Raw genomic sequence first — 21,005 nt, 5'->3', positions numbered from 1 at the left:
TCGTGCAAGTTGACGCGGGCGTCGCGGAAAGGCAAGTGCCGGCCCCATGACGCCGCGGTTCGGCGCGACAGGCTTGCGATTCGTTGCCTGACCCCTTAACCACCGCGCAACAATCCACCTGACATTCGGAGGTTACCCATGGCCCGACCCAAAATCGCACTCATCGGTGCGGGGCAGATCGGCGGCACGCTGGCGCATCTGGCCGCGATGAAGGAACTGGGCGACGTCGTCCTGTTCGACATCTCGGAAGGCACGCCGCAGGGGAAGGCGCTGGACATCGCGGAATCGGGCCCGTCCGAGGGTTTTGACGCCCGCATGAAGGGCACCAACGATTATGCCGACATCGCGGGCGCCGACGTCTGCATCGTCACCGCCGGCGTGCCGCGCAAGCCGGGCATGAGCCGCGACGATCTGTTGGGCATCAACCTCAAGGTCATGAAATCGGTGGGCGAAGGCATTGCCGCGCATGCCCCCGACGCCTTCGTGATCTGCATCACCAACCCGCTGGACGCGATGGTCTGGGCGCTGCGCGAGTTCAGCGGCCTGCCCCATAACAAGGTCTGCGGCATGGCCGGCGTGCTGGATTCGGCCCGCTTCCGCCACTTCCTGTCGCTGGAATTCGACGTCTCCATGAAGGATGTGACCGCCTTCGTGCTGGGCGGCCATGGCGACACGATGGTGCCGCTGACCCGCTATTCGACCGTGGCCGGCATCCCCCTGCCCGATCTGGTCAAGATGGGCTGGACCACGCAGGACCGGCTGGACGCGATCGTCCAGCGCACCCGCGACGGCGGCGCCGAGATCGTCGGCCTGCTGAAGACCGGCAGCGCCTTCTATGCCCCCGCCACCAGCGCCATCGAGATGGCCGAGGCCTATCTGAAGGACCAGAAGCGCGTCCTGCCCTGCGCGGCGCATGTGGACGGCGCCTATGGCCTCAAGGGCATGTATGTGGGCGTGCCGACCGTGATCGGTGCCGGCGGGGTCGAGAAGGTCATCGACATCACCCTGGACCGCGACGAGCAGGTCATGTTCGACAAGTCGATCGACGCGGTGAAGGGCCTGGTCGAGGCCTGCAAGGGCATCGACAGCAGCCTGGCCTGATCCCCGCTTGAGATCGGACCGACGGCGCGCCATGATCGGCGCGCCGTTTTCGTTTCGCGAGGTGCGCCGATGCGTCGCTTGCTTGTCCTGCTGTCGCTGATCGCCGCCCCGGCCTGGGCCGACGACACCGCCACCTCGGGGCTGATCGCCCGTCAGGGGATCGCTGCGACGACGCTGCAGGTCGAGGGCCAGACGGCCTCGGCCGACCGCGACGTGGCTCTGGCGGCGCTGCGCTTTCTGGGCGGGATCGAGGCTGCCATGCAGGCCCGCTGGCGGATCGGCGCGACCGAGGCGCTGCTGCCCCTGCCGCTGCTGGGCACCACCCTGCCCGGCAATCCCGAGCCGCAGCCCATGACCGCCGATTTCGTCAACCTGATGGTTAAAGATGCCATCGGGGCCATGCGCAGCACGCGCGAGGTCCTGCCCGATGGCCAGGGCGCGCTGGTCCTGGACCTGCGGGACCTGTGGCTGGATGTGGATGGTGACGGGCAGCGGGGCGTTGGGGAAGGGCTGGCCGCACTGTCGGGTCTGCCCCTGCCCGATGGGCCCGCGGTCGTCCGCTTCGATGCAGCCGACAGTCATTGGCTGCGCGCCTATACCCATCTGATCGAGGGCGTCGGCAGCCTGATCCTTGCCTTCGATCCCCAGCCCGCGCTGGAGCGGCGCCTGGCGCTGGCCGAGCTGCTGGCGCAGCAGTTCGCCGAGCTGCCGGGACAGATGGCGCGCGCGCCGAACCTGGACCAGCAGGCGCTGGCCTTCGGCCCGATCGTGGATCGCGTGGCGGTCGCGCTGCAGACCCTGCGGCACCAGCCCGATCCGGCCCTGACGCGCGAGGCGCGTGATCAGCTGCGCGCCATGATCGCCGCCAACCGCGCCTTCTGGGCCGAAGTCGCCACCGAGACGGACGACGAGCGGGAATGGATCCCGAACGACCGCCAGACGGCCGCCCTGGGCTTCCGGCTGCCGCCGGGCACGGGCGATCTGTGGCTGGCGATCCTTCATGAGGTCGACGAGGCGCTGGCGGGGCGGATGCTGGTGCCCTTCTGGCGCTTCGCGCCGGGACATGGCGTCGATCTGGCGCGGTGGGTGGAGGATCCGCAGCCAGTTGATCCGGTCGATTGGGTGCAGGGCACGGCGGCCCTGCCCTATGCCCGACCGGGCCTGACCGTCGGCGCGGACAACTGGAACCGGTTCCTGTCGGTCTTTGGCGGGCAAGCCGGACTTTACATGGTGCTGCTGAACTGAAGCTTTCGGCACCCGAATCAAATCTTTCCCACAGGCCCCGAGATGTTTGTGATCACAGCCTTTCCGGCCGTGATCACATTCGGCGGCTTCCTGCCGGTTTTGACGTTTTTAACGGGAAATCGTTTCAGGGACCCGCCGCGACGTGCCAAAAGACCCCAAATCTGTCGAACCGAACGAGGGGGTCGAGATGAACATCCACGAATACCAGGCCAAGGCGCTGCTGCGTCAATACGGCGCGCCCGTCAGCGATGGCCGCATTGTGATGAAGGCCGATGAGGCCAAGACCTGCGCCAGCGAGATGGACGGCCCGCTCTGGGTCGTGAAGGCCCAGATCCACGCGGGCGGGCGCGGCAAGGGCCACTTCAAGGAAGCCGAAGCCGGAGAGAAGGGCGGCGTCCGCCTGGCCAAGTCGGTCGAGGAAGCCGAGGAACTGACCCGCCAGATGCTGGGCCGCACGCTGGTCACGCACCAGACCGGACCCGCCGGCAAGCAGGTCAACCGCATCTATATCGAAGACGGCAGCGACATCGCGCGCGAGCTGTACCTGGCGCTGCTGGTGGATCGCCAGACCTCGCGCGTCAGCTTTGTCGCCTCGACCGAGGGCGGCATGGACATCGAGGAAGTCGCGGCCCACACGCCCGAGAAGATCGTCAGCTTCTCCGTCGATCCGGCCTCGGGCCTGTCGGACTTCCACGGCCGCCGCGTGGCCTTCGCCCTGGGGCTGGAAGGCAACCAGGTCAAGCAGTGCGTCGCGCTGGTCAAGAACCTCTATCGCATGTTCATCGAAAAAGACATGGAGATGCTGGAGATCAACCCGCTGATCGTGACCCCCGAGGGCCAGATCAAGTGCCTGGACGCCAAGATGGGCTTTGACAACAACGCGCTCTATCGTCAGCCCGACATCATGGCGCTGCGCGACGAGACCGAGGAAGACAGCAAGGAGCTGGCCGCCTCCAAGTTCGACCTGAACTACATCGCGCTGGACGGCGAGATCGGCTGCATGGTGAATGGCGCCGGCCTGGCCATGGCCACGATGGACATCATCAAGCTGTTCGGCGCCGAGCCCGCGAACTTCCTGGATGTCGGCGGCGGCGCCACCAAGGAAAAGGTCACCGAGGCGTTCAAGATCATCACCAGCGATCCGAACGTCAAAGGCATCCTGGTCAACATCTTCGGCGGCATCATGCGCTGCGACATCATTGCGGAGGGCATCATCGCCGCCGTGAAGGAAGTCGGCCTGCAGGTCCCGCTGGTCGTGCGCCTGGAAGGCACGAACGTGGACCTGGGCAAGGAGATCATCGCCAATTCGGGCCTGAACGTGATCGCCGCCGACGACCTCAAGGACGGCGCGCAGAAGATCGTGAAAGCGGTCAAGGGCTGATCCATCCGGGCGCGCGACCGGCGCGCCCTCCTCTGGAACACCGCGGCGCATCGGCGCCGCTTACGCAAGGAGGCCATGATGGCCGTTCTCGTTGACAAGAATACCAAAGTCATCTGCCAGGGGATCACCGGGTCCCAGGGCACCTTCCACACCGAACAGGCGATCGCCTATGGCACGCAGATGGTCGGCGGCGTGACCCCCGGCAAGGGAGGGTCCGAGCATCTGGGCATGCCCGTGTTCAACTCGGTCCACGAGGCCGTGGCCAAGACCGGCGCCACCGCATCCGCGATCTATGTCCCGCCCCCGTTCGCGGCGGATTCGATCCTGGAGGCCATCGACGCACAGGTGCCGCTGATCGTCTGCATCACCGAGGGCATCCCGGTCCTGGACATGATGCGCGTCAAGCGCGCGCTGGCCGGGTCGCAGTCGCGCCTGATCGGCCCGAACTGCCCCGGCATCATGACCCCCGACGAATGCAAGATCGGCATCATGCCGGGCAGCATCTTCCGTCGCGGGTCGGTGGGCGTCGTGTCGCGTTCGGGCACCCTGACCTATGAAGCCGTGAAGCAGACCTCGGACGTGGGCCTGGGCCAGTCCAGCGCGGTGGGCATCGGCGGCGATCCGATCAAGGGCATGGAGCATATCGACGTGCTGCAGATGTTCCTGGACGATCCGGAAACGGAATCGATCATCATGATCGGCGAGATCGGCGGTTCCGCCGAGGAAGAGGCCGCCGAGTTCCTGGCCGAGCAGAAGGCCAAGGGCAAGTGGAAGCCCACGGCCGGCTTCATCGCGGGCCGCACCGCGCCTCCGGGCCGCCGCATGGGCCATGCCGGCGCCATCGTGTCGGGCGGCAAGGGCGATGCCGAGTCTAAGATCGAGGCCATGAAGGAGGCCGGCATCGTCGTCGCCGACAGTCCGGCGGGCCTGGGCGAGGCCGTCCTGAAGGCGATCAAGGGCTGATGATTTGACAGTCCGCCCCCCGGACCTAAGTTTGGGGGGCGGGTGGTCGTGAAGGGAAAGATCGTGGAGTTGCAGGGTTCGCACCCGACTGAAGCGCCGAACGGACCGAGGCATTGCAGCTTTGGCCCCATGGCGCCCCTGTCGCTGCTGGCGCTTCTGTCCCTGGCCGGCTGCGGCGAACGCATGACCGGCGACGTCCTGCGCGGTGGCATCCCCGCCCGCACCAACCTGCACCTGGCCAGCGGCCTGCCGCCGGAATCGGTCCGGACCGTGGCGCGCCGCGAGTTCGGCTGGCGGGTCATCTATCAGCCGGCCGCGGCACCGCCCAATGCCGAAAGCCGCGCCGCCGTCGCCCTCTGCGGGCTGGAACGTCGCGCGCCGCTGCGCATTGTCCAGCAGCCCCGCCTCGATCCCACCGCCGATCCCGGCGCCCGCATCTTTGACATCTACTGCGCCTGACCCAATCCCATCCTTGCCCTGAACGGGGACCAGCCATGACCGACCAGCCAAAAAACACCGATTTTCACGATTCCTCGTTCCTCCAGGGCCATAACGCGGCCTATGTCGAGCAGCTTTACGGCCAGTGGGCCAAGGACCCCTCGGCGGTCGACCAGGCCTGGGACGCGTTCTTCCGCGGCCTGGGCGATGATGACGGCACCGCCGTCCGCGAGGCGCAGGGCGCCAGCTGGAAGCGCGCCGACTGGCCGCCGGTCCCCGCCGACGACATGACCGCTGCCCTGACCGGCGAATGGCCGGCCGCGGCCAAGGCCGATGCGGGCGGCGCGATGAAGAAGATCGCCGCCAAGGCCGAGGAGAAGGGCGTCAGCCTGTCGGCGGCGCAGATGCGCCAGGCCGTGCTGGACAGCATCCGGGCGCTGATGCTGATCCGCGCCTTCCGGATCCGGGGCCACCTGCACGCGAACCTGGACCCGCTTGACCTGCGCGACGTGCCCGACCATGGCGAGCTGAAGCCAGAGACCTATGGCTTCGGCCCCGGCGACATGGACCGCCCGATCTTCATCGACAATGTGCTGGGCCTGGAGGTTGCCTCGATCCGCCAGATCTGCGACCTGATGACCCGCACCTATTGCGGCACATTCGCGCTGCAGTACATGCATATCTCGAACCCCGAGGAAGCCGCTTGGCTCAAGGAGCGGATCGAGGGCTATGGCAAGGAGATCGCGTTCACCCGCGAAGGCCGCCGCGCCATCCTGAACAAGCTGGTCGAGGCCGAGGGCTTTGAAAAGTTCCTGCATGTCAAGTACATGGGCACCAAGCGCTTTGGCCTAGACGGCGGCGAGGCGCTGATCCCCGCGATGGAACAGATCATCAAGCGCGGCGGCGCGCTTGGCGTGAAGGAGATCGTGTTCGGCATGCCCCACCGGGGCCGTCTGTCGGTGCTGGCCAACGTGCTCTCCAAGCCCTATCGCGCGATCTTCCACGAATTCCAGGGCGGCAGCTTCAAGCCCGAGGACGTGGACGGATCGGGCGACGTGAAATACCACCTGGGCGCCAGCTCGGACCGTGAATTCGACGGCAACACTGTCCACCTGTCACTGACCGCGAACCCCAGCCACCTGGAGGCCGTGAACCCGGTCGTCCTGGGCAAGGCGCGGGCCAAAAGCGACCAGGCGGGTGACCGCAAGGCGCGCACCTCGGTCCTGCCGATCCTGCTGCATGGCGACGCGGCCTTTGCCGGCCAGGGCGTCGTGGCCGAATGCCTGCAGCTGTCGGGCATCCGCGGCCACCGCACCGGCGGCACGATCCATATCGTCGTGAACAACCAGATCGGCTTTACGACCGCGCCGCATTTCAGCCGCACCTCGCCCTATCCGACCGACATCGCGCTGATGGTCGAGGCGCCGATCTTCCACGTGAACGGCGACGACCCCGAGGCGGTGGTCCATGCCGCGCGCGTGGCCATCGAGTTCCGGCAGAAGTTCAAGAAGGACGTCGTCCTGGACATCATCTGCTATCGCCGCTTCGGTCACAACGAAGGCGACGAGCCGATGTTCACGAACCCGGCGATGTACACCAAGATCAAGCAGCAGAAGACCACGCTGCAGCTCTATACCGAGCGTCTGGTTGCCGACGGGCTGATCCCCGAGGGCGAGATCGAGGACATGAAGGCCTCGTTCCAGGCGCACCTGAACGAAGAGTTCGAGATCGGCAAGAACTACAAGCCCAACAAGGCCGACTGGCTGGACGGCAAGTGGTCGGGCATGAAGCGCGAGGGCAGCGAATATGTCGCCGGCGAGACGGGTATCTCTCCGGAGGTGATGACCCAGGTCGGCCGCGCGCTGAGCACCGCCCCCGAAGGCCTGAACCTGCACAAGACGGTCGGTCGCCTGCTGGAGGCCAAGAAGCAGATGTTCGAAACCGGCGCGGGCTTTGACTGGGCCACGGGCGAGGCCTTGGCCTTTGGTTCGCTGGTGGTCGAGGGTCACGGCGTCCGCCTGGCCGGTCAGGACAGCACGCGGGGCACCTTCAGCCAGCGTCATTCGTCCTTCATCGACCAGAAGACCGAAGAGCGTTACTATCCGCTGAACAACATCACCAAGGACCAGGCGCGATACGAGGTCATCGACAGCATGCTGTCGGAATACGCGGTGCTGGGTTTTGAATACGGCTATTCGTTGGCCGAGCCGAACAGCCTGGTGATGTGGGAGGCTCAGTTCGGCGACTTTGCCAACGGCGCCCAGATCATGTTCGACCAGTTCATCTCCTCGGGCGAGAAGAAATGGTTGCGCATGTCGGGGCTGGTGATGCTGCTGCCGCACGGCTTCGAAGGCCAGGGTCCCGAGCACAGCTCGGCCCGGCTGGAGCGCTTCCTGCAGGGCTGCGCCGAGGACAACTGGATCGTCGCGAACTGCACCACGCCCGCGAACTATTTCCACATCCTGCGCCGGCAGATCCACCGGGGCTTCCGCAAGCCCTTGGTGCTAATGACGCCGAAATCGCTGCTGCGCCACCCGATGGCCGTCAGCAAGGCCGAGGAGTTCCAGACCGGATCGACCTTCCACCGCGTGTTGTGGGACGATGCGCAGCGCGGCAATTCGCCCACCCAGCTGGCGGCGGATGATCAGATCAAGCGTGTCGTCATCTGCTCGGGCAAGGTCTATTACGACCTGCTGAAGGCGCGCGACGAGGCCGGGATCACCGACGTCTATCTGCTGCGCCTGGAACAGTTCTATCCCTTCCCCGCGCAGGCGATGGTCAAGGAACTGGGCCGCTTCAAGCAAGCCGAGATCGTCTGGTGCCAGGAAGAGCCCAAGAACCAGGGCGGTTGGACCTTTGTCGATCCCTATCTGGAATGGGTGCTGGAACGTCTGGGCTCGCGGCACACGCGGGCGCGCTATGTCGGCCGCAATGCCGCCGCCTCGGTCGCCACGGGCTTGGCCTCGCGGCACAAGGCCGAACAAGAGGCGCTGGTCGCCGAAGCCCTGAACCTTGAAGGATGATCCGATGACCACCGAAGTCCGCGTGCCCGCCCTAGGCGAATCCGTCACCGAGGCCACCATCGCCACCTGGTTCAAGAAGCCCGGCGACCGGGTCGAGGTCGACGAGATGCTGTGCGAGCTGGAGACCGACAAGGTCACCGTCGAGGTCCCCAGCCCCTCGGCGGGCGTGCTGGCCGAGATCGTCGCCGCCGAAGGCGAGACGGTCGGCCCAGATGCGCTGCTGGCCCAGATCAGCGAGGGCGGCGCGGCTGCCGCCCCTGCCTCCAAACCTGCCAAGGCCGAAGCAACGGCCGAAAAGACCGAGGAACAGACGAAGATGAGCGGCAATTCCGTGGACGTGATGGTCCCCTCCCTGGGCGAAAGCGTGACCGAGGCGACCGTGGCCACCTGGTTCAAGAAGCCGGGCGATCAGGTCGAGGCGGACGAGATGCTGTGCGAGCTGGAGACCGACAAGGTTTCGGTCGAGGTTCCGGCCCCCGCCGCGGGCGTCCTGGCCGAGATCCTGGCCGAGGAAGGCGCGACCGTGGACGCCAAGGCCCGTTTGGCGATCATCACCGAAGGCGCCTCGGGCACCAAGCCGGGGGCCCAGAAGGCCCAGGAAACCGTGCTGGAGAATGCCGGTCCCGAGGAACCGACCCTGCGCCGCGATGTCGAGGATGCTCCCTCGGCCAAGAAGGCCATGGCCGAGAAGGGCGTCAGCCGCGACCAGGTCCAAGGCTCGGGCCGTGACGGCCGCGTGATGAAGGAAGACGTGGCGAAGGCCGGCCAGGCCCAGGCCCCTGCGCCCGCCGCGAAGGCCCCCGCCGCACCCCGCCCGGCCGAGGATGCCGCGCGCGAGGAGCGGGTCAAGATGACGCGCCTGCGCCAGACCATCGCCCGCCGCCTGAAGGACGCGCAGAACACCGCCGCGATGCTGACGACCTATAACGAGGTCGACATGTCCGCGATCATGGGCTTGCGCAACGAATACAAGGACGCCTTCGAGAAGAAGCACAAGGTCAAGCTGGGCTTCATGTCCTTCTTCGTGAAGGCCTGCTGCCACGCGCTGAAGGAAGTCCCCGAGGTCAATGCCGAGATCGACGGCACCGATGTGGTCTACAAGAACTACGTCAACATGGGTGTCGCGGTCGGCACGCCCTCGGGCCTGGTCGTGCCGGTGGTGCGCGACGCCGACCAGAAGGGTTTCGCCGCGATCGAAAAGGAGATCGGCGAGCTGGGCCTGAAGGGCCGCGACGGCAAGCTGTCCATGGCTGAGATGCAGGGCGGCACCTTCACCATCTCGAACGGCGGGGTCTATGGCTCGCTGATGTCGTCGCCGATCCTGAACCCCCCGCAGTCTGGCATCCTGGGCATGCACAAGATCCAGGACCGTCCGGTCGTGGTGGGCGGCCAGATCGTCATCCGTCCGATGATGTACCTGGCGCTGTCCTATGACCACCGGATCGTCGACGGCAAGGGCGCCGTGACCTTCCTGGTCCGGGTCAAGGAGGCGCTGGAAGACCCGCGCCGCCTGCTGATGGATCTGTGATCCCCTGGCGCCGGGCCCCTGCTAATGGGACCCGGCGCCTTGGCCACTTCCGCTGCCCTTGCGGGGCTTGCAAGGCCCCCGCCCCTTGGGCAAGCTGACCGCGATCAAATCGGAGCGTCCCATGCAGCTGATCACCCGCTATACCATCCAGGACCAGGGCACCTTCCGCGCGGCCTTTGACGCGGATGCCGAGGATCGCGGCCGCAACGGGCTGTCGCTTTTGCAATTGTGGCGCGAGGGCGAGGGGCATGCCTGGGCACTGTTCCAGGTCAGCGACGCCAAGGCGGCGCGGGCCTATCTGGAGGGCGCGGCCAAGGTCTTTGAAAGCCAGGCGGGCGTTTCGGCCAGCCAGCACCATTTCGTGGAAACGGCCTGATCATGACCACCGAATTGACGGCCCTCGCCTTGGCGGGCCTGCTGCAGGGAGGCCAGTTCGTGCTGTTTTCGGTGCTGGCGAACCTGCAGGTCGGGCCGCGCGTGGCAATGGGGCCGCGCGACCATGCCCCTGCCCTGACCGGCCGCGCCGGCCGGGCGCAGCGGGCGCTGAACAACCATTTCGAAGGGCTGATCCTGTTCAGCCTGGCGGTGCTGGTCGTGACGGCCGGGGGCGAGGCCAGCGGATTCACCGGCGCCTGTGCCTGGGCCTATCTTCTGGCGCGTATCCTCTATGTGCCGGCCTATCTGCTGGGCTGGACGCCCTGGCGCTCGGTCATCTGGGGAGTCGGCTTTGCGGCGACCATGGCGATGATCCTGGCAAGCCTGGTCTGAGCCGTTATTCGGCAAACATATCCTGCGGGGGCCCGGCACAGCGATCTGCGGCTGCCCGATCGAAAGAAGGGACGAAACATGTATGATCTGATCGTGATCGGCGCCGGCCCCGGCGGCTATGTCTGCGCCATCCGTGCCGCCCAGCTGGGTCTGAAGGTCGGCTGCGTCGAGGCGCGCGAAACGCTTGGCGGCACCTGCCTGAACGTGGGCTGCATCCCGTCCAAGGCGCTGCTGCACGGCACCCACATGCTGCACGAGGCGCATGAGAACTTTGAGAAGATGGGCCTGATGGGCGCCCATGTCGAGGTCGATTGGGAGAAGATGCAGGGCTACAAGTCCGAGACGGTGACGGGCAACACCAAGGGCATCGAGTTCCTGTTCAAGAAGAACAAGATCGACTGGATCAAGGGCTGGGCCACGATCGAGGCGCCCGGCCGCGTCAAGGTCGGCGATACCGTCCACGAAACGAAGAACATCGTCATCGCCACCGGCTCGGTCCCGCAGGGGCTGCGCGGGGTCGAGGTCGACAACGACGGCGGCGTGATCGTCGATTCCACCGGCGCGCTGGCCCTGCCCAGGATCCCCAAGTCGATGGTCGTGATCGGCGCGGGCGTGATCGGGCTGGAGCTGGGCTCGGTCTATGCGCGCCTTGGCGCCGAGGTGACCGTGGTCGAGTACCTGGACGTCATCACCCCGGGCATCGACGGCGAGGTGCAGAAGCAGTTCCAGAAGATCCTGGCCAAGCAGGGCCTGAAATTCGTGCTGGGCGCCGCGGTGAAGTCGGCCGAACTGCAGGAGGGCGGCGCCAAGGTCACCTATGCGCTGAAGAAGGACGACAGCGAGCAGGCGATCGAGGCCGAGGTCGTGCTGGTTGCCACCGGTCGCCGTCCCCATGTCGAGGGTCTGGGGCTGGAGGCCTTGGGCGTCACGCTGACGGATCGCGGATTTGTGCAGGTCGACGACCACTGGGCCACCAGCGTCCAAGGCGTCTATGCGATCGGCGACGCCGTTCCCGGCCCGATGCTGGCCCACAAGGCCGAGGACGAGGGCATGGCGGTGGCCGAGGTGATCGCCGGCAAGCATGGCCATGTGAACTATGGCGTCATTCCCGGCGTGATCTACACCACTCCCGAAGTGGCCACTGTGGGCCTGACCGAGGAGGCGGCCAGGGAGGCCGGCCACAAGATCAGGATCGGCAAGTTCCCCTTCATGGGCAATGCCCGCGCCAAGGCCCAGTTCCTGGGCGAAGGCTTCGTGAAGCTGATCGCGGATGCGGACACCGACCGCATCCTGGGCTGCCACATCATCGGCCCATCGGCGGGCGACCTGATCCACGAGGTCTGCGTGGCGATGGAGTTCGGCGCCTCGGCCGAGGATCTGGCGCTGACCTGCCACGCCCATCCGACCGTGTCCGAGGCCGTGCGCGAGGCCGCACTGGCCTGTGGCGACGGGGCCATTCATGCCTGACCGGTTTCTGACGGGAATTTTGGGGGGCGCGCCGCTGCGGCGCGCCCCTTTTGACATGGGCACAGCACAGATCGGGCGGCGGGGGCTGATCCTGTCAGCGCTTGCCCTGGCGGCCTGCGGCGGTGGCGACGGCACCGGTGGGCGCGGCGACCGGCTGACAGGTTCGGGTCTCTATCCCAACGAAACGCCCTATCTGCGCCAGCGCATCAACTACTGGTCGCGCCACTATCAGGTGCCGTCTGCGATGGTGCAGCGGATCGTGCTGCGCGAATCCCAGCACCGCCCCGGCGCGCGCAACGGGTCCTATTACGGCCTGATGCAGCTGGCGCCGCAGACCGCCCGGACCATGGGCTATCGCGGTCCCGACGCGGGGCTTCTGGATGCGGACACGAACCTGCGCTATGGCGTGAAATACCTGCGCGGGGCCTGGCTGGTGGCCGAAGGGCATCCCGACAGGACGGTGATGTGGTACAAGCGCGGCTATTACGATGAGGCCAAGCGCAGGGGCCTGCTGAAGAAGACGGGCCTGCGCGGCTGATGCCGAAAAAGGGGCCCTTGGGCCCCTTTGTCATCCGGATCAGCTGCCCGCGATGATGCGCACATAGTTGCGCGTCTCGCGATAGGGCGGGATGCCGCCGTATTTCTGCACCGCGCCCGGACCCGCGTTATAGGCAGCCAGCGCCAGCGTCCAGTTGCCGAACTGGTTGTACATCATCCGCAGATAGCGCGCGCCGCCGTTCAGGTTCTGGACCGGGTCGGCCGGGTTCACGCCCATCTTGGCGGCCGTGCCCGGCATCAGCTGCGCCAGGCCCATCGCCCCCTTGTGCGACCGCGCGTTCGGGTTCCAGCCGGATTCCTGCTGGACCAGGCGCAGGAACAGGTCCTCGGGGATGCCGTGGCGCTGCGCGGCCTGGCGGGCATGGGGCAGGTATTCGCTGCGCCGGCCGGTATAGCGCGGGATGTTGGGCGTGGGATCCAGCGCGATGGCGGTTTCGCGCCCCTCCGGCTGAAGACGCGCCGACCGCTGGTACTGCGTCGACAGGCGCGAATCCATCAGCCGCGTCTGGCGCGCGAACTGCTCGGCCCGTGATTTCGATGAACTTCCCGTCAGGCGCAGCCCCTCGGCCTGGACCGGCATCGCCAGTAGCCCGATCAGTGCCGCGCAGGTTGCCGCTTTCACAGAATGGCTGATCCGCATCTTGTCCGCCCTCGTTCTTGTCAGCTTTGGCTGTCGCCGGTTTTGCAGCGACTATACATAAATCCGCCGCCCCTGCCAGCATGGCGGACCGGCCGCCCGGCCCCTGCCTCCCCGATGCGCGGCTTCCCGCCTTGGGGCCGCCGCCCCGGAACGGCTTGCAGGCGCGGGCCGGGCTGCGTTAGACCGGCGGGAACGAGACATCACCAAGGAACCCCCGTCATGGCAGGCAGCGTCAACAAGGTCATCCTGATCGGCAATCTGGGCCGCGACCCGGAAATCCGCAGCTTCCAGAATGGCGGCAAGGTCGCCAACCTCCGCATCGCGACCTCGGAAACCTGGAAGGACCGCACCACCGGCGAGCGCCGCGAGAAGACCGAGTGGCACACCGTCTCGATCCTGTCCGAAGGCCTGGTCGGCGTGGTCGAGCGTTTCCTGAAAAAGGGCAGCAAGGTCTATATCGAAGGCGCGCTGGAGACCCGCAAGTGGCAGGACCAGTCCGGCCAGGACCGCTATTCGACCGAGATCGTGCTGCGCGGGCTGAACGGCACGCTGCAGATGCTGGATGGCCGCGGCGAGGGCGGCGGCGGCATGGGCGGCGGTGGCAACCAGGGCGGCGGCTATGACGATTACGGCTCGGGCCCGTCGCGGGGCGGGTCCTCGGGCGGCTCCTCCGGCGGCAGCTCGGGCGGGCGCGCGGATTACGACGACGAGATCCCGTTCTGAGCCATCGCAGGCGAATCACCGAAAGGGCGGCCATGGGGCCGCCCTTTTTCATCGGCCACGACCGGTCCAGATACGACGCGATCTTTCGGGGGACCCCGGCCTGGGGCATGCAAGTTGCGCGAACCGGGCCCGCGGCTTTGCGAATGATCCGCGACTTGCATTAACCATTCGGCAGGGCTTTCTGGGTCAATTCCCGCGCGTCCCGGCGGCGCGCAGACGCGACAGGAAGGCTTGCAGATGGCACTGACCCTTACCGATCTGACCGCCCCGCGGGGCTATGAACAACTTGTCCTGGCCGAGGACCCCGATGCGGGGCTGCGCGCCCTGATCTGCCTGCATTCGACCGCCCTCGGCCCCGCTGCGGGCGGGTGCCGGATGTGGCCCTATGCCAGCGACGCCGAGGCGATCGCCGACGTGACGCGGCTGGCGCGCGGCATGACCTACAAGAACGCGATGGCCGACCTGGGCCTGGGTGGCGGCAAGGCCGTGATCATCGGGGATGCGCGCAGCGACAAGACCCCGCGCATGATGCAGGCCTTTGGCCGCGCCGTCGATGCCCTGGGCGGCCGCTACTGGACGGCCGAGGATGTCGGCATCTCGCCCGAGGACATGGCCCATGCCGCGGCCGAGACACGCTTTGCTGTGGGCCTTTCCGACGCCTCGGGCGACCCCTCCCCCTGGACGGCCGAGGGCGTGTTCCGGTGCCTCAAGGTCGGCGCCCGCCATGTGTTCGGCACCGACGACCTGACCGGCCGCCGCGTGCTGGTGCAGGGCCTCGGGCATGTCGGGCGGTCGCTGGCCGAAAAGCTGGCCGCCGCCGGTGCGCGCCTGATGGTGACCGACATCCATGCGGCGGCGCTGGATGACGCGACGGCCCGGCTTGGCGCCACGGTCTGCGATCCGGACCAGGTCTTCGATCAGCAGATGGACATCTTTGCCCCCTGCGCCCTGGGCGGCGTGTTGACCGATACGACCGCGCAGGCGCTGACGGCGCAACTGGTCTGCGGCGCGGCGAACAACCAGCTGGCCAGCGATGGCGTGGCGCAGGGCCTGGCGGAACGCGGCATCACCTACATGCCCGACTATGTCGTCAATGCCGGGGGCATCATCAGCGTCGCCAGCGAGATCCACGGCAAGCCCGACGCCTGGCGGCTGGAGCGGCTGACCGGGATCGCGGGCCGCGTGGACCAGATGCTGACCCTGGCCCGCCAGACGGGGCGGCCGACCTCGGATGTCGCGGATGAGATGGTCCAGACGATGCTGTCGGGGCGCCGCGCCGCCTGAGCCGGCTTTGGCCACAACCATCCCCCTTCACGGGGGATGGCGGGGCTTGGCGCTCGGGAAAGATCAGCGCGCCTCGCGCAGCACCGTTTCCAGCACGTCGGCCGTGGCGGCATCGCTGACAAAGGCCTCGCCGATGCCGCGGGCCAGCACAAAGCGCAGCTGCCCGTCCACCACCTTCTTGTCCTGCCCCATCAGCGCGATCAGCGCCGCGTCGTCCGGCAGGACGCCGGTGATCTCGGACAGCCGCGCCGGCAGCCCCATCTGCCGCAGATGCGCCAGCACCCGGCTCGGCGCCTCCTGCGCACAAAGGCCCATGCGCGCCGACAGATCAAAGGCCAGGGCGCAGCCGATGGCCACCCCCTCGCCATGCAGCAGCCGGTCGGAATAGCCGGTGGCGGCCTCCAGCGCATGCCCGAAGGTATGGCCCAGGTTCAGCAGCGCGCGCTCGCCCTGCTCGGTCTCGTCGCGGGTGACGATGCCCGCCTTCATGGCCACCGAATGCGCGACCGCGTGCTGGCGCAGGGCCTTGTCGTCGCGCAGGCGCGGCCCGTTCTCCTCCAGCCAGGCAAAGAATTCCGCATCCCCCAGCAGACCGTATTTCGCCACCTCGCCATAGCCGGCCAGGAAATCGCGCGGGCTCAGCGTGTCCAGCACGTCGATATCTGCCAGGACCAGCGATGGCTGGTGAAAGGCGCCGACCAGGTTCTTGCCGTGGCCGCTGTTGATCCCAGTCTTGCCGCCGACGCTGCTGTCCACCTGGGCCAGCAGCGTCGTCGGCAGCTGCACGAAGCGGACGCCGCGCCGCAGGATGGCCGCCGCAAATCCGACCAGGTCCCCGATCACGCCGCCGCCCAGCGCCACCACCACATCGCGCCGCTCGACCTTCTGCTCCAGCAGCCATTCGACGCAGGACTGCAGGTGGGGCCAGCTTTTCGTGCCCTCGCCCGAAGGCAGGACCAGCGCCTGGCTGGCGATGCCGGCGGCGGTCAGCGCGGCCCGAAGCGGTTCCAGGTGCAGCCCGGCCACGGTGGCATCGGTGACGATCGCCACCCGCGGCCGCGCCAGCAGCGGCGCGATCTGTTGGCCGGCGTCGGCCAGCAGGCCAGAGCCGATGCGGACATCATAGGCGCGGTCGCCCAGGGGGACATGGACGGTGACGGGGTCGAGCATGGTGGATCAGCCTTCGATCAGATGGGGGTCGGCCGCGCGCAGCGCCGCGATCAGCCGTTCGGTCGAGGTGTCGATGCTGTCCCCCGCGCGCGAGACGAATTCCAGCTCGGCCTGGGCATAGACCGGGCTGCGTTCGGCCAGCAGGCGCAGCAGCGTGCCCTTGGGGTCGGCGGTCTGCAGCAGCGGCCGGGTGGGGCGCTGGCGCACGCGCTGCCACAGCGTCTCGGGGTCGCAGTTCAGCCAGACCGACATGCCCGATGCCGCGATCAGCGCCCGGTTGCCGGCCTGCATCCAGGCCCCGCCCCCGGTCGAGACGACCGAGGGCCGCCCCGCCAGCAGCCGCGCCAGCACCTGCGCCTCGCGGGCGCGAAAGAAGGCCTCGCCGTCGCGGGCAAAGATCTCGGTGATGGTCATCGCGGCGGCCGCCTCGATCTCGGCGTCGGAATCGGTGAAGGGCACGCGCAGCCGCCGGGCAAGCTCGGTTCCCAGGGCGGTCTTGCCGGCCCCCATCATTCCGATCAGCACGATATGGCGCGTCAACCGCTTGGTCATTCCCTGCCCCCGACAATCGGCTGACTGAATGACGTGATCTTTCGGAAATTGCCATATATATTCGGGACGAGCCGGCATCAGACCGGCCGACAACAATGAAAAAGCGGTCGAGCAAAGGCGAATTCGATGCGGATGTTGAAGCTACTGGTTGTGCTGATTCTGGCGGCGCTGATCGGCCTGGCGGGTTATGCCTATTTCGGCGACCTGACCCCCACCCGCACCGAGGTGCGCCGCCCGCTGGACCCGGCTGCCGCACCCGCCGCAACGCCCGCCCCTGCCCCTGCCACCGACGCCGAGCCGGCCAGTGACTGATCGCCCCGCTACTCCCCGTGGCGTCCTGCCCGCCCTGACGCTGGCGGGCCTTCTGGCCCTGCTGCCCGTGCAGGCGCCCGCGCAGCAGCAGCCGCTGTCGGCCAGCGACTGGCTGTCGGGCAGCGTGCAGGGGCCGCCGCGCGAATCCTCCGCCTGGCGGCCGTCGGACCGGCGGCCGCCGGGTCCGCGCGCCTCGCGTCCCAAGCCTGTGGCCGAAAGCGGCGAGGTGGGGCGCGTCCAGGTTACCCGGCTGGACCGGGGCGACCCGGATCATACCGGCACGATCAGTCCGCGCCGCGCGGGACTGCCCGCCGATCTGTGGGCGGGCAGCGATTCCGGCACCCTGGCGCAGATGGTGCTGGCGACGCCCGCGCGCCTGCAGGCCATGCAGGGGCTAATGAAGCGGCTGCTGACGGCGCAGCTGGTGCCCCCGCAGGATGGCGACACACCCGCGGGCCGCAGGGGAGAGCTGTTCCTGGCCCGCGCCGACCGGCTGCTGGACATGGGTGCGCTGGACGATGCGCAAGCCCTGCTGGTGGCCGCCGGCCCGGGCGATCCCGAGATCTTTCGCCGGATGTTCGACATCGCGCTGCTGGAGGGGGACGAGGGCCGCGCCTGCGACATCATGAACGGCACCCCCGGCATCGCCCCCAGCTTTGCGGCGCGCATCTTCTGCCTGGCGCAGACCGGGGACTGGGCCGCAGCCGCCATCAGCCTGCACGGCGCCGAGGCGCTTGGCCTGGTCGATGAGCGCCACGCAATCATGCTGACGCATTTCCTGGACGATGCCTTTGTGGACAGCAGCGATCTGCTGGAACCGGCCGAACGCATGACGCCGCTGGAATTCCGCATCCACGAGGCGATCGGCCAGCCGCTGCCGACCATCCCGCTGCCGGTGGCCTTCGCACAGTCGGACCTGCGGCTGAACAGCGGCTTCAAGGCGCGGGTCGAGGCGGCCGAACGCTTGGCCCGGACCGGTGCCCTGCCCGCGGCACAGCTGCGCCAGATCTATGCCGAACAGCGGCCCGCCGCCTCGGGCGGGGTCTGGGAACGCGCGGCCGTCATGCGCACGCTGGAGGCGGCGCTGGCCAGTGGCGACGTCAGCCAGGCCCTGCCCCGCGCCTTTGAAGAATTACGCGCCGCCGGGATGGCCGACCTGCTGGCGGCAATGGTGGCGGCCGACCTGCCGCCCGGCAGCGACGATCAGCGGACGGCCCAGATCACCGACCTGCTGCGGGCCTGGCAGGGACTGCCGGAGGCCACCCCGCCCGAACCCGACCCGAACCTGGAGGCGCCCCAGCCCGAAGCGCCGCAGACGCAGCGGGGCGAGGCGCTGCTGACGGCGATGTCCGATATCGATGCCGCGCTGGAGGGCGACCTGGCCCGCGCCGGACGCGGCATCGCCATGCTGCGCGCCTTGGGCCTGACCGAGGATGCCGACCGGGCCGAGGCGCAGATCACGCTGCTGCCGCAGATGACGGAAACGCCATGAGCGAGGCCGCAGACCACCAGAAGATCTCGGCCTTTCTGGATGCGCAGGCCGCGGAGGCGGGGGCCGCGCGCAACACGCTGCTGGCCTATGGCCGCGACCTGCGCGACCTGTCTGACTGGCTGTCGGGGCGGGGTCTGGCGCTGGCCGGGCTGACCCGCGACCAGGTCGAGGATTACCTGTCCCATTGCGACGCGCAGGGCCTGTCGCGCGCCACCCGCGCGCGCCGGCTGTCGGCCATCCGCCAGTTCACCCGCTTTGCGCTGGAGGAAGGCTGGCGCGAGGACGATCCGGCGATCCGCATCTCGGGGCCGGGCCGGGCCAAGCGCCTGCCCAAGACGCTGAGCCGGGACGAGGTCGACGCCCTGCTGGCCGCGGCCCCCCGCGTCGGCCGCCGCCCCGAGGATCGGGCGCGCAACCTGTGCCTGATGGAGATGCTCTATGCCACCGGGATGCGGGTCAGCGAACTGGTGACGCTGCCCGTCGCGGGTTGCCGGGGCGATCCGGCAGTGCTGGTCGTGAAGGGGAAGGGCAGCAAGGACCGGCTGGTGCCGCTTGGCGCGCCTGCCCGCGCGGCGCTGCGCGACTGGCTGGCGCTGCGCGATGCGGCGCCGCAGGGCAGCCCGCTGCACCGGCTGCTGGCGGCGCGCGGCGCGCGCTGGCTGTTCCCGGCCCCCGGCGCGGCCGGCCACCTGCCGCGGCAGAGCATGTCGCGCCTGCTGCACCAGTTTTCCGTCGAGGCGGGGCTGGACCCCGCCCGCGTCACCCCCCATGTCATCCGGCACGCGTTTGCGACCCACCTGCTGGAGGGCGGCGCCGACCTGCGCACCATCCAGATGCTGCTGGGCCATGCCGACCTGGGCACGACCGAGATCTATACCCATGTGATGGACCACCGCATGCGCGACCTGGTCCTGAACCATCATCCGCTGGCGCGCGTTGCCGATGACGGCGCGACCCAGCCCGACCCCCAAACCTGAACCGGACCCAATGGACGACCCTTCCAGTACCTTCGATGCCGCGATGTGGATCACCGGCGCGGCCATCGTTCTTCTGCTTGCGATGTCTGCCTTTTTCTCCGGCTCGGAGACCGCGCTGACCGCGGCCAGCCGTGCCAAGCTGCGCTCGCGCGCCGACAAGGGCGACAGCGGCGCCGAGACCGCGCTGCTGGTCACCTCGGACAGCGAGCGTCTGATCGGCGCCATCCTTCTGGGCAACAATGTCGTCAACATCCTGTCGGCCAGCCTGGCCACCGCGCTCTTCACCCGCCTGATCGGCGGGAGCGGCGTGGCCATCGCCACGCTGGTGATGACCGTCCTGGTCCTGATCTTTTCCGAGGTCATGCCCAAGACCTATGCGATCTCGGCGCCCGAAAAGGTCGCCAGCATGGTCGCCCGCCCGATCCGCCTGCTGACCATCGTCCTGGCGCCCGTCGTCACGGTGGTCCGCATGATCGTGCGCGGCATCCTGTCGATCTTCGGGCTGAAGACCGATCCCGGCTCGCACATGTTCTCGGTCGAGGAAGAGATCGCGGGCGCCCTTTCAATCGGCCATGCGGCGGGGTCGGTGCTGAAGGAGGATCGCGACCGCCTGCTGGGCGCGCTGGACCTGGGCAACCGCACCGTCGAGGAGATCATGCGCCACCGCAGCGAGATCCAGATGATCGACGCCGACCTGCCCCCGGAAAAGATCCTGGAAACCGTGCTGGCCAGCCCCCATACCCGCCTGCCCGTCTATCGCCAGGAGCGCGAGAACATCGTGGGCGTCGTCCATGCGAAGGACCTGCTGCGCGCTGTAAACCGTGCCGTGCGCGATGCGGGCGATCCCTCCGCGGCCCGGCGGTTCGACATCATGGCGGTGGTCATGCCGCCCTATTTCGTCCCCGAGACCAGTGCGCTGGACGAACAGATGCGCGAGTTCCTGAAAAGGCGCACCCATTTCGCACTGGTCGTGGACGAATACGGATCCTTGCGCGGGTTGATCACGCTGGAGGACATCCTCGAGGAGATCGTGGGCGAGATTGCGGACGAACACGACACCGAGGCGGACCAGACCCTGCGTCCGAACCCCCAGGGCGACTATCTGGTTGAAGGGGGCATGACCATCCGCGACCTGAACCGACAGCTGGACTGGACCCTGCCGGATGACGAGGCCAACACCGTTGCGGGCCTGGTGATCCACATGGCGCAGTCGATCCCGGAACAGGGCCAGGTGTTCAGTTTCCACGGCTATCGGTTCGAAGTCGTCACCCGGCGGGAAAATCGTATCACACGGCTGCGAATCCGGCCGATCCTGCCCCTGAAAGGTGACGAGGCTTAGCCCTTTGCGGGGGTCGCGCGGCTTGCAACCGGACGGCCCAACCC

At 68.0% G+C, this 21,005-nt stretch carries 20 protein-coding genes; 17 read left to right on the top strand and 3 right to left on the bottom strand.

The genetic code is table 11. The features are described from left to right. The first annotated feature begins 138 nt into the window (after nt 1-138). From mdh to ACZ2G3_RS06110, 11 genes are all read left to right on the top strand, one after another. Nucleotides 139-1,101, top strand: coding sequence for a malate dehydrogenase (gene mdh, locus ACZ2G3_RS06160; RefSeq protein WP_419267404.1), 963 nt, complete (start codon nt 139-141; stop codon nt 1,099-1,101). A 69-nt stretch (nt 1,102-1,170) separates the two neighbouring features. Continuing rightward, nucleotides 1,171-2,346 (top strand): hypothetical protein, encoded by a 1,176-nt coding sequence (locus tag ACZ2G3_RS06155; protein WP_470398386.1) that lies wholly within the window; start codon nt 1,171-1,173, stop codon nt 2,344-2,346. Nucleotides 2,347-2,533: 187 nt separating this feature from the next. Continuing rightward, nucleotides 2,534-3,727, top strand: a complete 1,194-nt coding sequence (gene sucC / locus ACZ2G3_RS06150; protein WP_470399067.1) for an ADP-forming succinate--CoA ligase subunit beta — start codon at nt 2,534-2,536, stop codon at nt 3,725-3,727. A 78-nt stretch (nt 3,728-3,805) separates the two neighbouring features. After that, nucleotides 3,806-4,690 (top strand): succinate--CoA ligase subunit alpha, encoded by an 885-nt coding sequence (gene sucD, locus ACZ2G3_RS06145; protein WP_470398384.1) that lies wholly within the window; start codon nt 3,806-3,808, stop codon nt 4,688-4,690. A 48-nt stretch (nt 4,691-4,738) separates the two neighbouring features. Beyond that, the gene (locus ACZ2G3_RS06140) at nt 4,739-5,149 is read left to right on the top strand and encodes a hypothetical protein (RefSeq protein WP_470398383.1); all 411 of its coding nucleotides are present in this window, start codon (nt 4,739-4,741) and stop codon (nt 5,147-5,149) included. Between the two features lie 35 nt (nt 5,150-5,184). Continuing rightward, complete coding sequence (locus ACZ2G3_RS06135; RefSeq protein ID WP_470398381.1) at nt 5,185-8,151, top strand: 2-oxoglutarate dehydrogenase E1 component; 2,967 nt, start codon at nt 5,185-5,187, stop codon at nt 8,149-8,151. A 4-nt stretch (nt 8,152-8,155) separates the two neighbouring features. Beyond that, nucleotides 8,156-9,679, top strand: a complete 1,524-nt coding sequence (odhB, locus tag ACZ2G3_RS06130) for a 2-oxoglutarate dehydrogenase complex dihydrolipoyllysine-residue succinyltransferase (protein ID WP_470398379.1) — start codon at nt 8,156-8,158, stop codon at nt 9,677-9,679. A gap of 85 nt (nt 9,680-9,764) precedes the next feature. Further along, on the top strand, nt 9,765-10,055 hold the full coding sequence (locus ACZ2G3_RS06125; RefSeq protein ID WP_470398377.1) for a hypothetical protein: 291 nt from the start codon (nt 9,765-9,767) through the stop codon (nt 10,053-10,055). A 2-nt stretch (nt 10,056-10,057) separates the two neighbouring features. Beyond that, the gene (locus tag ACZ2G3_RS06120; protein ID WP_419267396.1) at nt 10,058-10,447 is read left to right on the top strand and encodes an MAPEG family protein; all 390 of its coding nucleotides are present in this window, start codon (nt 10,058-10,060) and stop codon (nt 10,445-10,447) included. 78 nt (nt 10,448-10,525) lie between these two features. Further along, nucleotides 10,526-11,914, top strand: coding sequence for a dihydrolipoyl dehydrogenase (gene lpdA, locus ACZ2G3_RS06115; protein ID WP_470398375.1), 1,389 nt, complete (start codon nt 10,526-10,528; stop codon nt 11,912-11,914). Between the two features lie 55 nt (nt 11,915-11,969). Then, nucleotides 11,970-12,452: a transglycosylase SLT domain-containing protein gene (locus ACZ2G3_RS06110; protein ID WP_470399065.1), complete on the top strand. Its 483-nt coding sequence runs from the start codon at nt 11,970-11,972 to the stop codon at nt 12,450-12,452. A gap of 39 nt (nt 12,453-12,491) precedes the next feature. On the opposite strand, the gene ACZ2G3_RS06105 is transcribed toward ACZ2G3_RS06110, so the two are convergent. Beyond that, nucleotides 12,492-13,052 (bottom strand): lytic transglycosylase domain-containing protein, encoded by a 561-nt coding sequence (locus ACZ2G3_RS06105; protein WP_419267782.1) that lies wholly within the window; start codon nt 13,050-13,052, stop codon nt 12,492-12,494. Nucleotides 13,053-13,331: 279 nt separating this feature from the next. Between ACZ2G3_RS06105 and ssb the strand changes: the two genes are divergently transcribed. Both ssb and ACZ2G3_RS06095 read left to right on the top strand, forming a co-directional pair. Next, complete coding sequence (gene ssb, locus ACZ2G3_RS06100; protein WP_470398373.1) at nt 13,332-13,835, top strand: single-stranded DNA-binding protein; 504 nt, start codon at nt 13,332-13,334, stop codon at nt 13,833-13,835. A 237-nt stretch (nt 13,836-14,072) separates the two neighbouring features. After that, nucleotides 14,073-15,119 (top strand): Glu/Leu/Phe/Val dehydrogenase dimerization domain-containing protein, encoded by a 1,047-nt coding sequence (locus tag ACZ2G3_RS06095; RefSeq protein WP_470398371.1) that lies wholly within the window; start codon nt 14,073-14,075, stop codon nt 15,117-15,119. Between the two features lie 63 nt (nt 15,120-15,182). Here ACZ2G3_RS06095 and aroB read toward each other — a convergent pair whose 3' ends face one another. Further along, nucleotides 15,183-16,289, bottom strand: coding sequence for a 3-dehydroquinate synthase (gene aroB / locus ACZ2G3_RS06090; RefSeq protein WP_470398369.1), 1,107 nt, complete (start codon nt 16,287-16,289; stop codon nt 15,183-15,185). A gap of 6 nt (nt 16,290-16,295) precedes the next feature. Beyond that, nucleotides 16,296-16,841, bottom strand: coding sequence for a shikimate kinase (locus tag ACZ2G3_RS06085; protein WP_458478485.1), 546 nt, complete (start codon nt 16,839-16,841; stop codon nt 16,296-16,298). 132 nt (nt 16,842-16,973) lie between these two features. Here ACZ2G3_RS06085 and ACZ2G3_RS06080 point away from each other — a divergent pair, with 132 nt between their 5' ends. From ACZ2G3_RS06080 to ACZ2G3_RS06065, 4 genes are read left to right on the top strand one after another with little or no spacing between them, the layout of a single operon-like run. Next, nucleotides 16,974-17,153: a hypothetical protein gene (locus tag ACZ2G3_RS06080; RefSeq protein ID WP_470398367.1), complete on the top strand. Its 180-nt coding sequence runs from the start codon at nt 16,974-16,976 to the stop codon at nt 17,151-17,153. Next, entirely contained in the window at nt 17,146-18,645 is a 1,500-nt protein-coding gene (locus ACZ2G3_RS06075; RefSeq protein ID WP_470398365.1) for a hypothetical protein, read from the top strand. The genes ACZ2G3_RS06080 and ACZ2G3_RS06075 overlap by 8 nt, the downstream gene beginning before the upstream one ends. After that, nucleotides 18,642-19,622 carry a site-specific tyrosine recombinase XerD gene (locus tag ACZ2G3_RS06070; protein WP_470398363.1) on the top strand — a complete coding sequence of 327 codons (981 nt, stop codon included), beginning with the start codon at nt 18,642-18,644 and terminating at the stop codon, nt 19,620-19,622. The genes ACZ2G3_RS06075 and ACZ2G3_RS06070 overlap by 4 nt, the downstream gene beginning before the upstream one ends. A gap of 10 nt (nt 19,623-19,632) precedes the next feature. Then, complete coding sequence (locus ACZ2G3_RS06065; RefSeq protein WP_419267385.1) at nt 19,633-20,961, top strand: HlyC/CorC family transporter; 1,329 nt, start codon at nt 19,633-19,635, stop codon at nt 20,959-20,961. Nucleotides 20,962-21,005: the final 44 nt, after the last annotated feature.

The sequence above is a fragment of the Paracoccus sp. KKT209 genome, assembly GCF_055635455.1.
Note: the sequence above shows the minus strand (reverse complement) of the source record. Positions and strands in the feature narration are given on the sequence as shown.

Excerpts from the sequence above, each read along its gene's own strand:
- mdh (WP_419267404.1), top strand. The coding sequence starts at position 139 with ATGGCCCGACCCAAAATCGCACTCATCGGTGCGGGGCAGATCGGCGGC.
- ACZ2G3_RS06155 (WP_470398386.1), top strand. The coding sequence starts at position 1,171 with ATGCGTCGCTTGCTTGTCCTGCTGTCGCTGATCGCCGCCCCGGCCTGG.
- sucC (WP_470399067.1), top strand. The coding sequence starts at position 2,534 with ATGAACATCCACGAATACCAGGCCAAGGCGCTGCTGCGTCAATACGGC.
- sucD (WP_470398384.1), top strand. The coding sequence starts at position 3,806 with ATGGCCGTTCTCGTTGACAAGAATACCAAAGTCATCTGCCAGGGGATC.
- ACZ2G3_RS06135 (WP_470398381.1), top strand. The coding sequence starts at position 5,185 with ATGACCGACCAGCCAAAAAACACCGATTTTCACGATTCCTCGTTCCTC.
- odhB (WP_470398379.1), top strand. The coding sequence starts at position 8,156 with ATGACCACCGAAGTCCGCGTGCCCGCCCTAGGCGAATCCGTCACCGAG.
- ACZ2G3_RS06120 (WP_419267396.1), top strand. The coding sequence starts at position 10,058 with ATGACCACCGAATTGACGGCCCTCGCCTTGGCGGGCCTGCTGCAGGGA.
- lpdA (WP_470398375.1), top strand. The coding sequence starts at position 10,526 with ATGTATGATCTGATCGTGATCGGCGCCGGCCCCGGCGGCTATGTCTGC.
- ACZ2G3_RS06110 (WP_470399065.1), top strand. The coding sequence starts at position 11,970 with ATGGGCACAGCACAGATCGGGCGGCGGGGGCTGATCCTGTCAGCGCTT.
- ACZ2G3_RS06105 (WP_419267782.1), bottom strand. The coding sequence starts at position 13,052 with ATGCCGGTCCAGGCCGAGGGGCTGCGCCTGACGGGAAGTTCATCGAAA.
- ssb (WP_470398373.1), top strand. The coding sequence starts at position 13,332 with ATGGCAGGCAGCGTCAACAAGGTCATCCTGATCGGCAATCTGGGCCGC.
- ACZ2G3_RS06095 (WP_470398371.1), top strand. The coding sequence starts at position 14,073 with ATGGCACTGACCCTTACCGATCTGACCGCCCCGCGGGGCTATGAACAA.
- aroB (WP_470398369.1), bottom strand. The coding sequence starts at position 16,289 with ATGCTCGACCCCGTCACCGTCCATGTCCCCCTGGGCGACCGCGCCTAT.
- ACZ2G3_RS06085 (WP_458478485.1), bottom strand. The coding sequence starts at position 16,841 with ATGACCAAGCGGTTGACGCGCCATATCGTGCTGATCGGAATGATGGGG.
- ACZ2G3_RS06080 (WP_470398367.1), top strand. The coding sequence starts at position 16,974 with ATGTTGAAGCTACTGGTTGTGCTGATTCTGGCGGCGCTGATCGGCCTG.
- ACZ2G3_RS06070 (WP_470398363.1), top strand. The coding sequence starts at position 18,642 with ATGAGCGAGGCCGCAGACCACCAGAAGATCTCGGCCTTTCTGGATGCG.
- ACZ2G3_RS06065 (WP_419267385.1), top strand. The coding sequence starts at position 19,633 with ATGGACGACCCTTCCAGTACCTTCGATGCCGCGATGTGGATCACCGGC.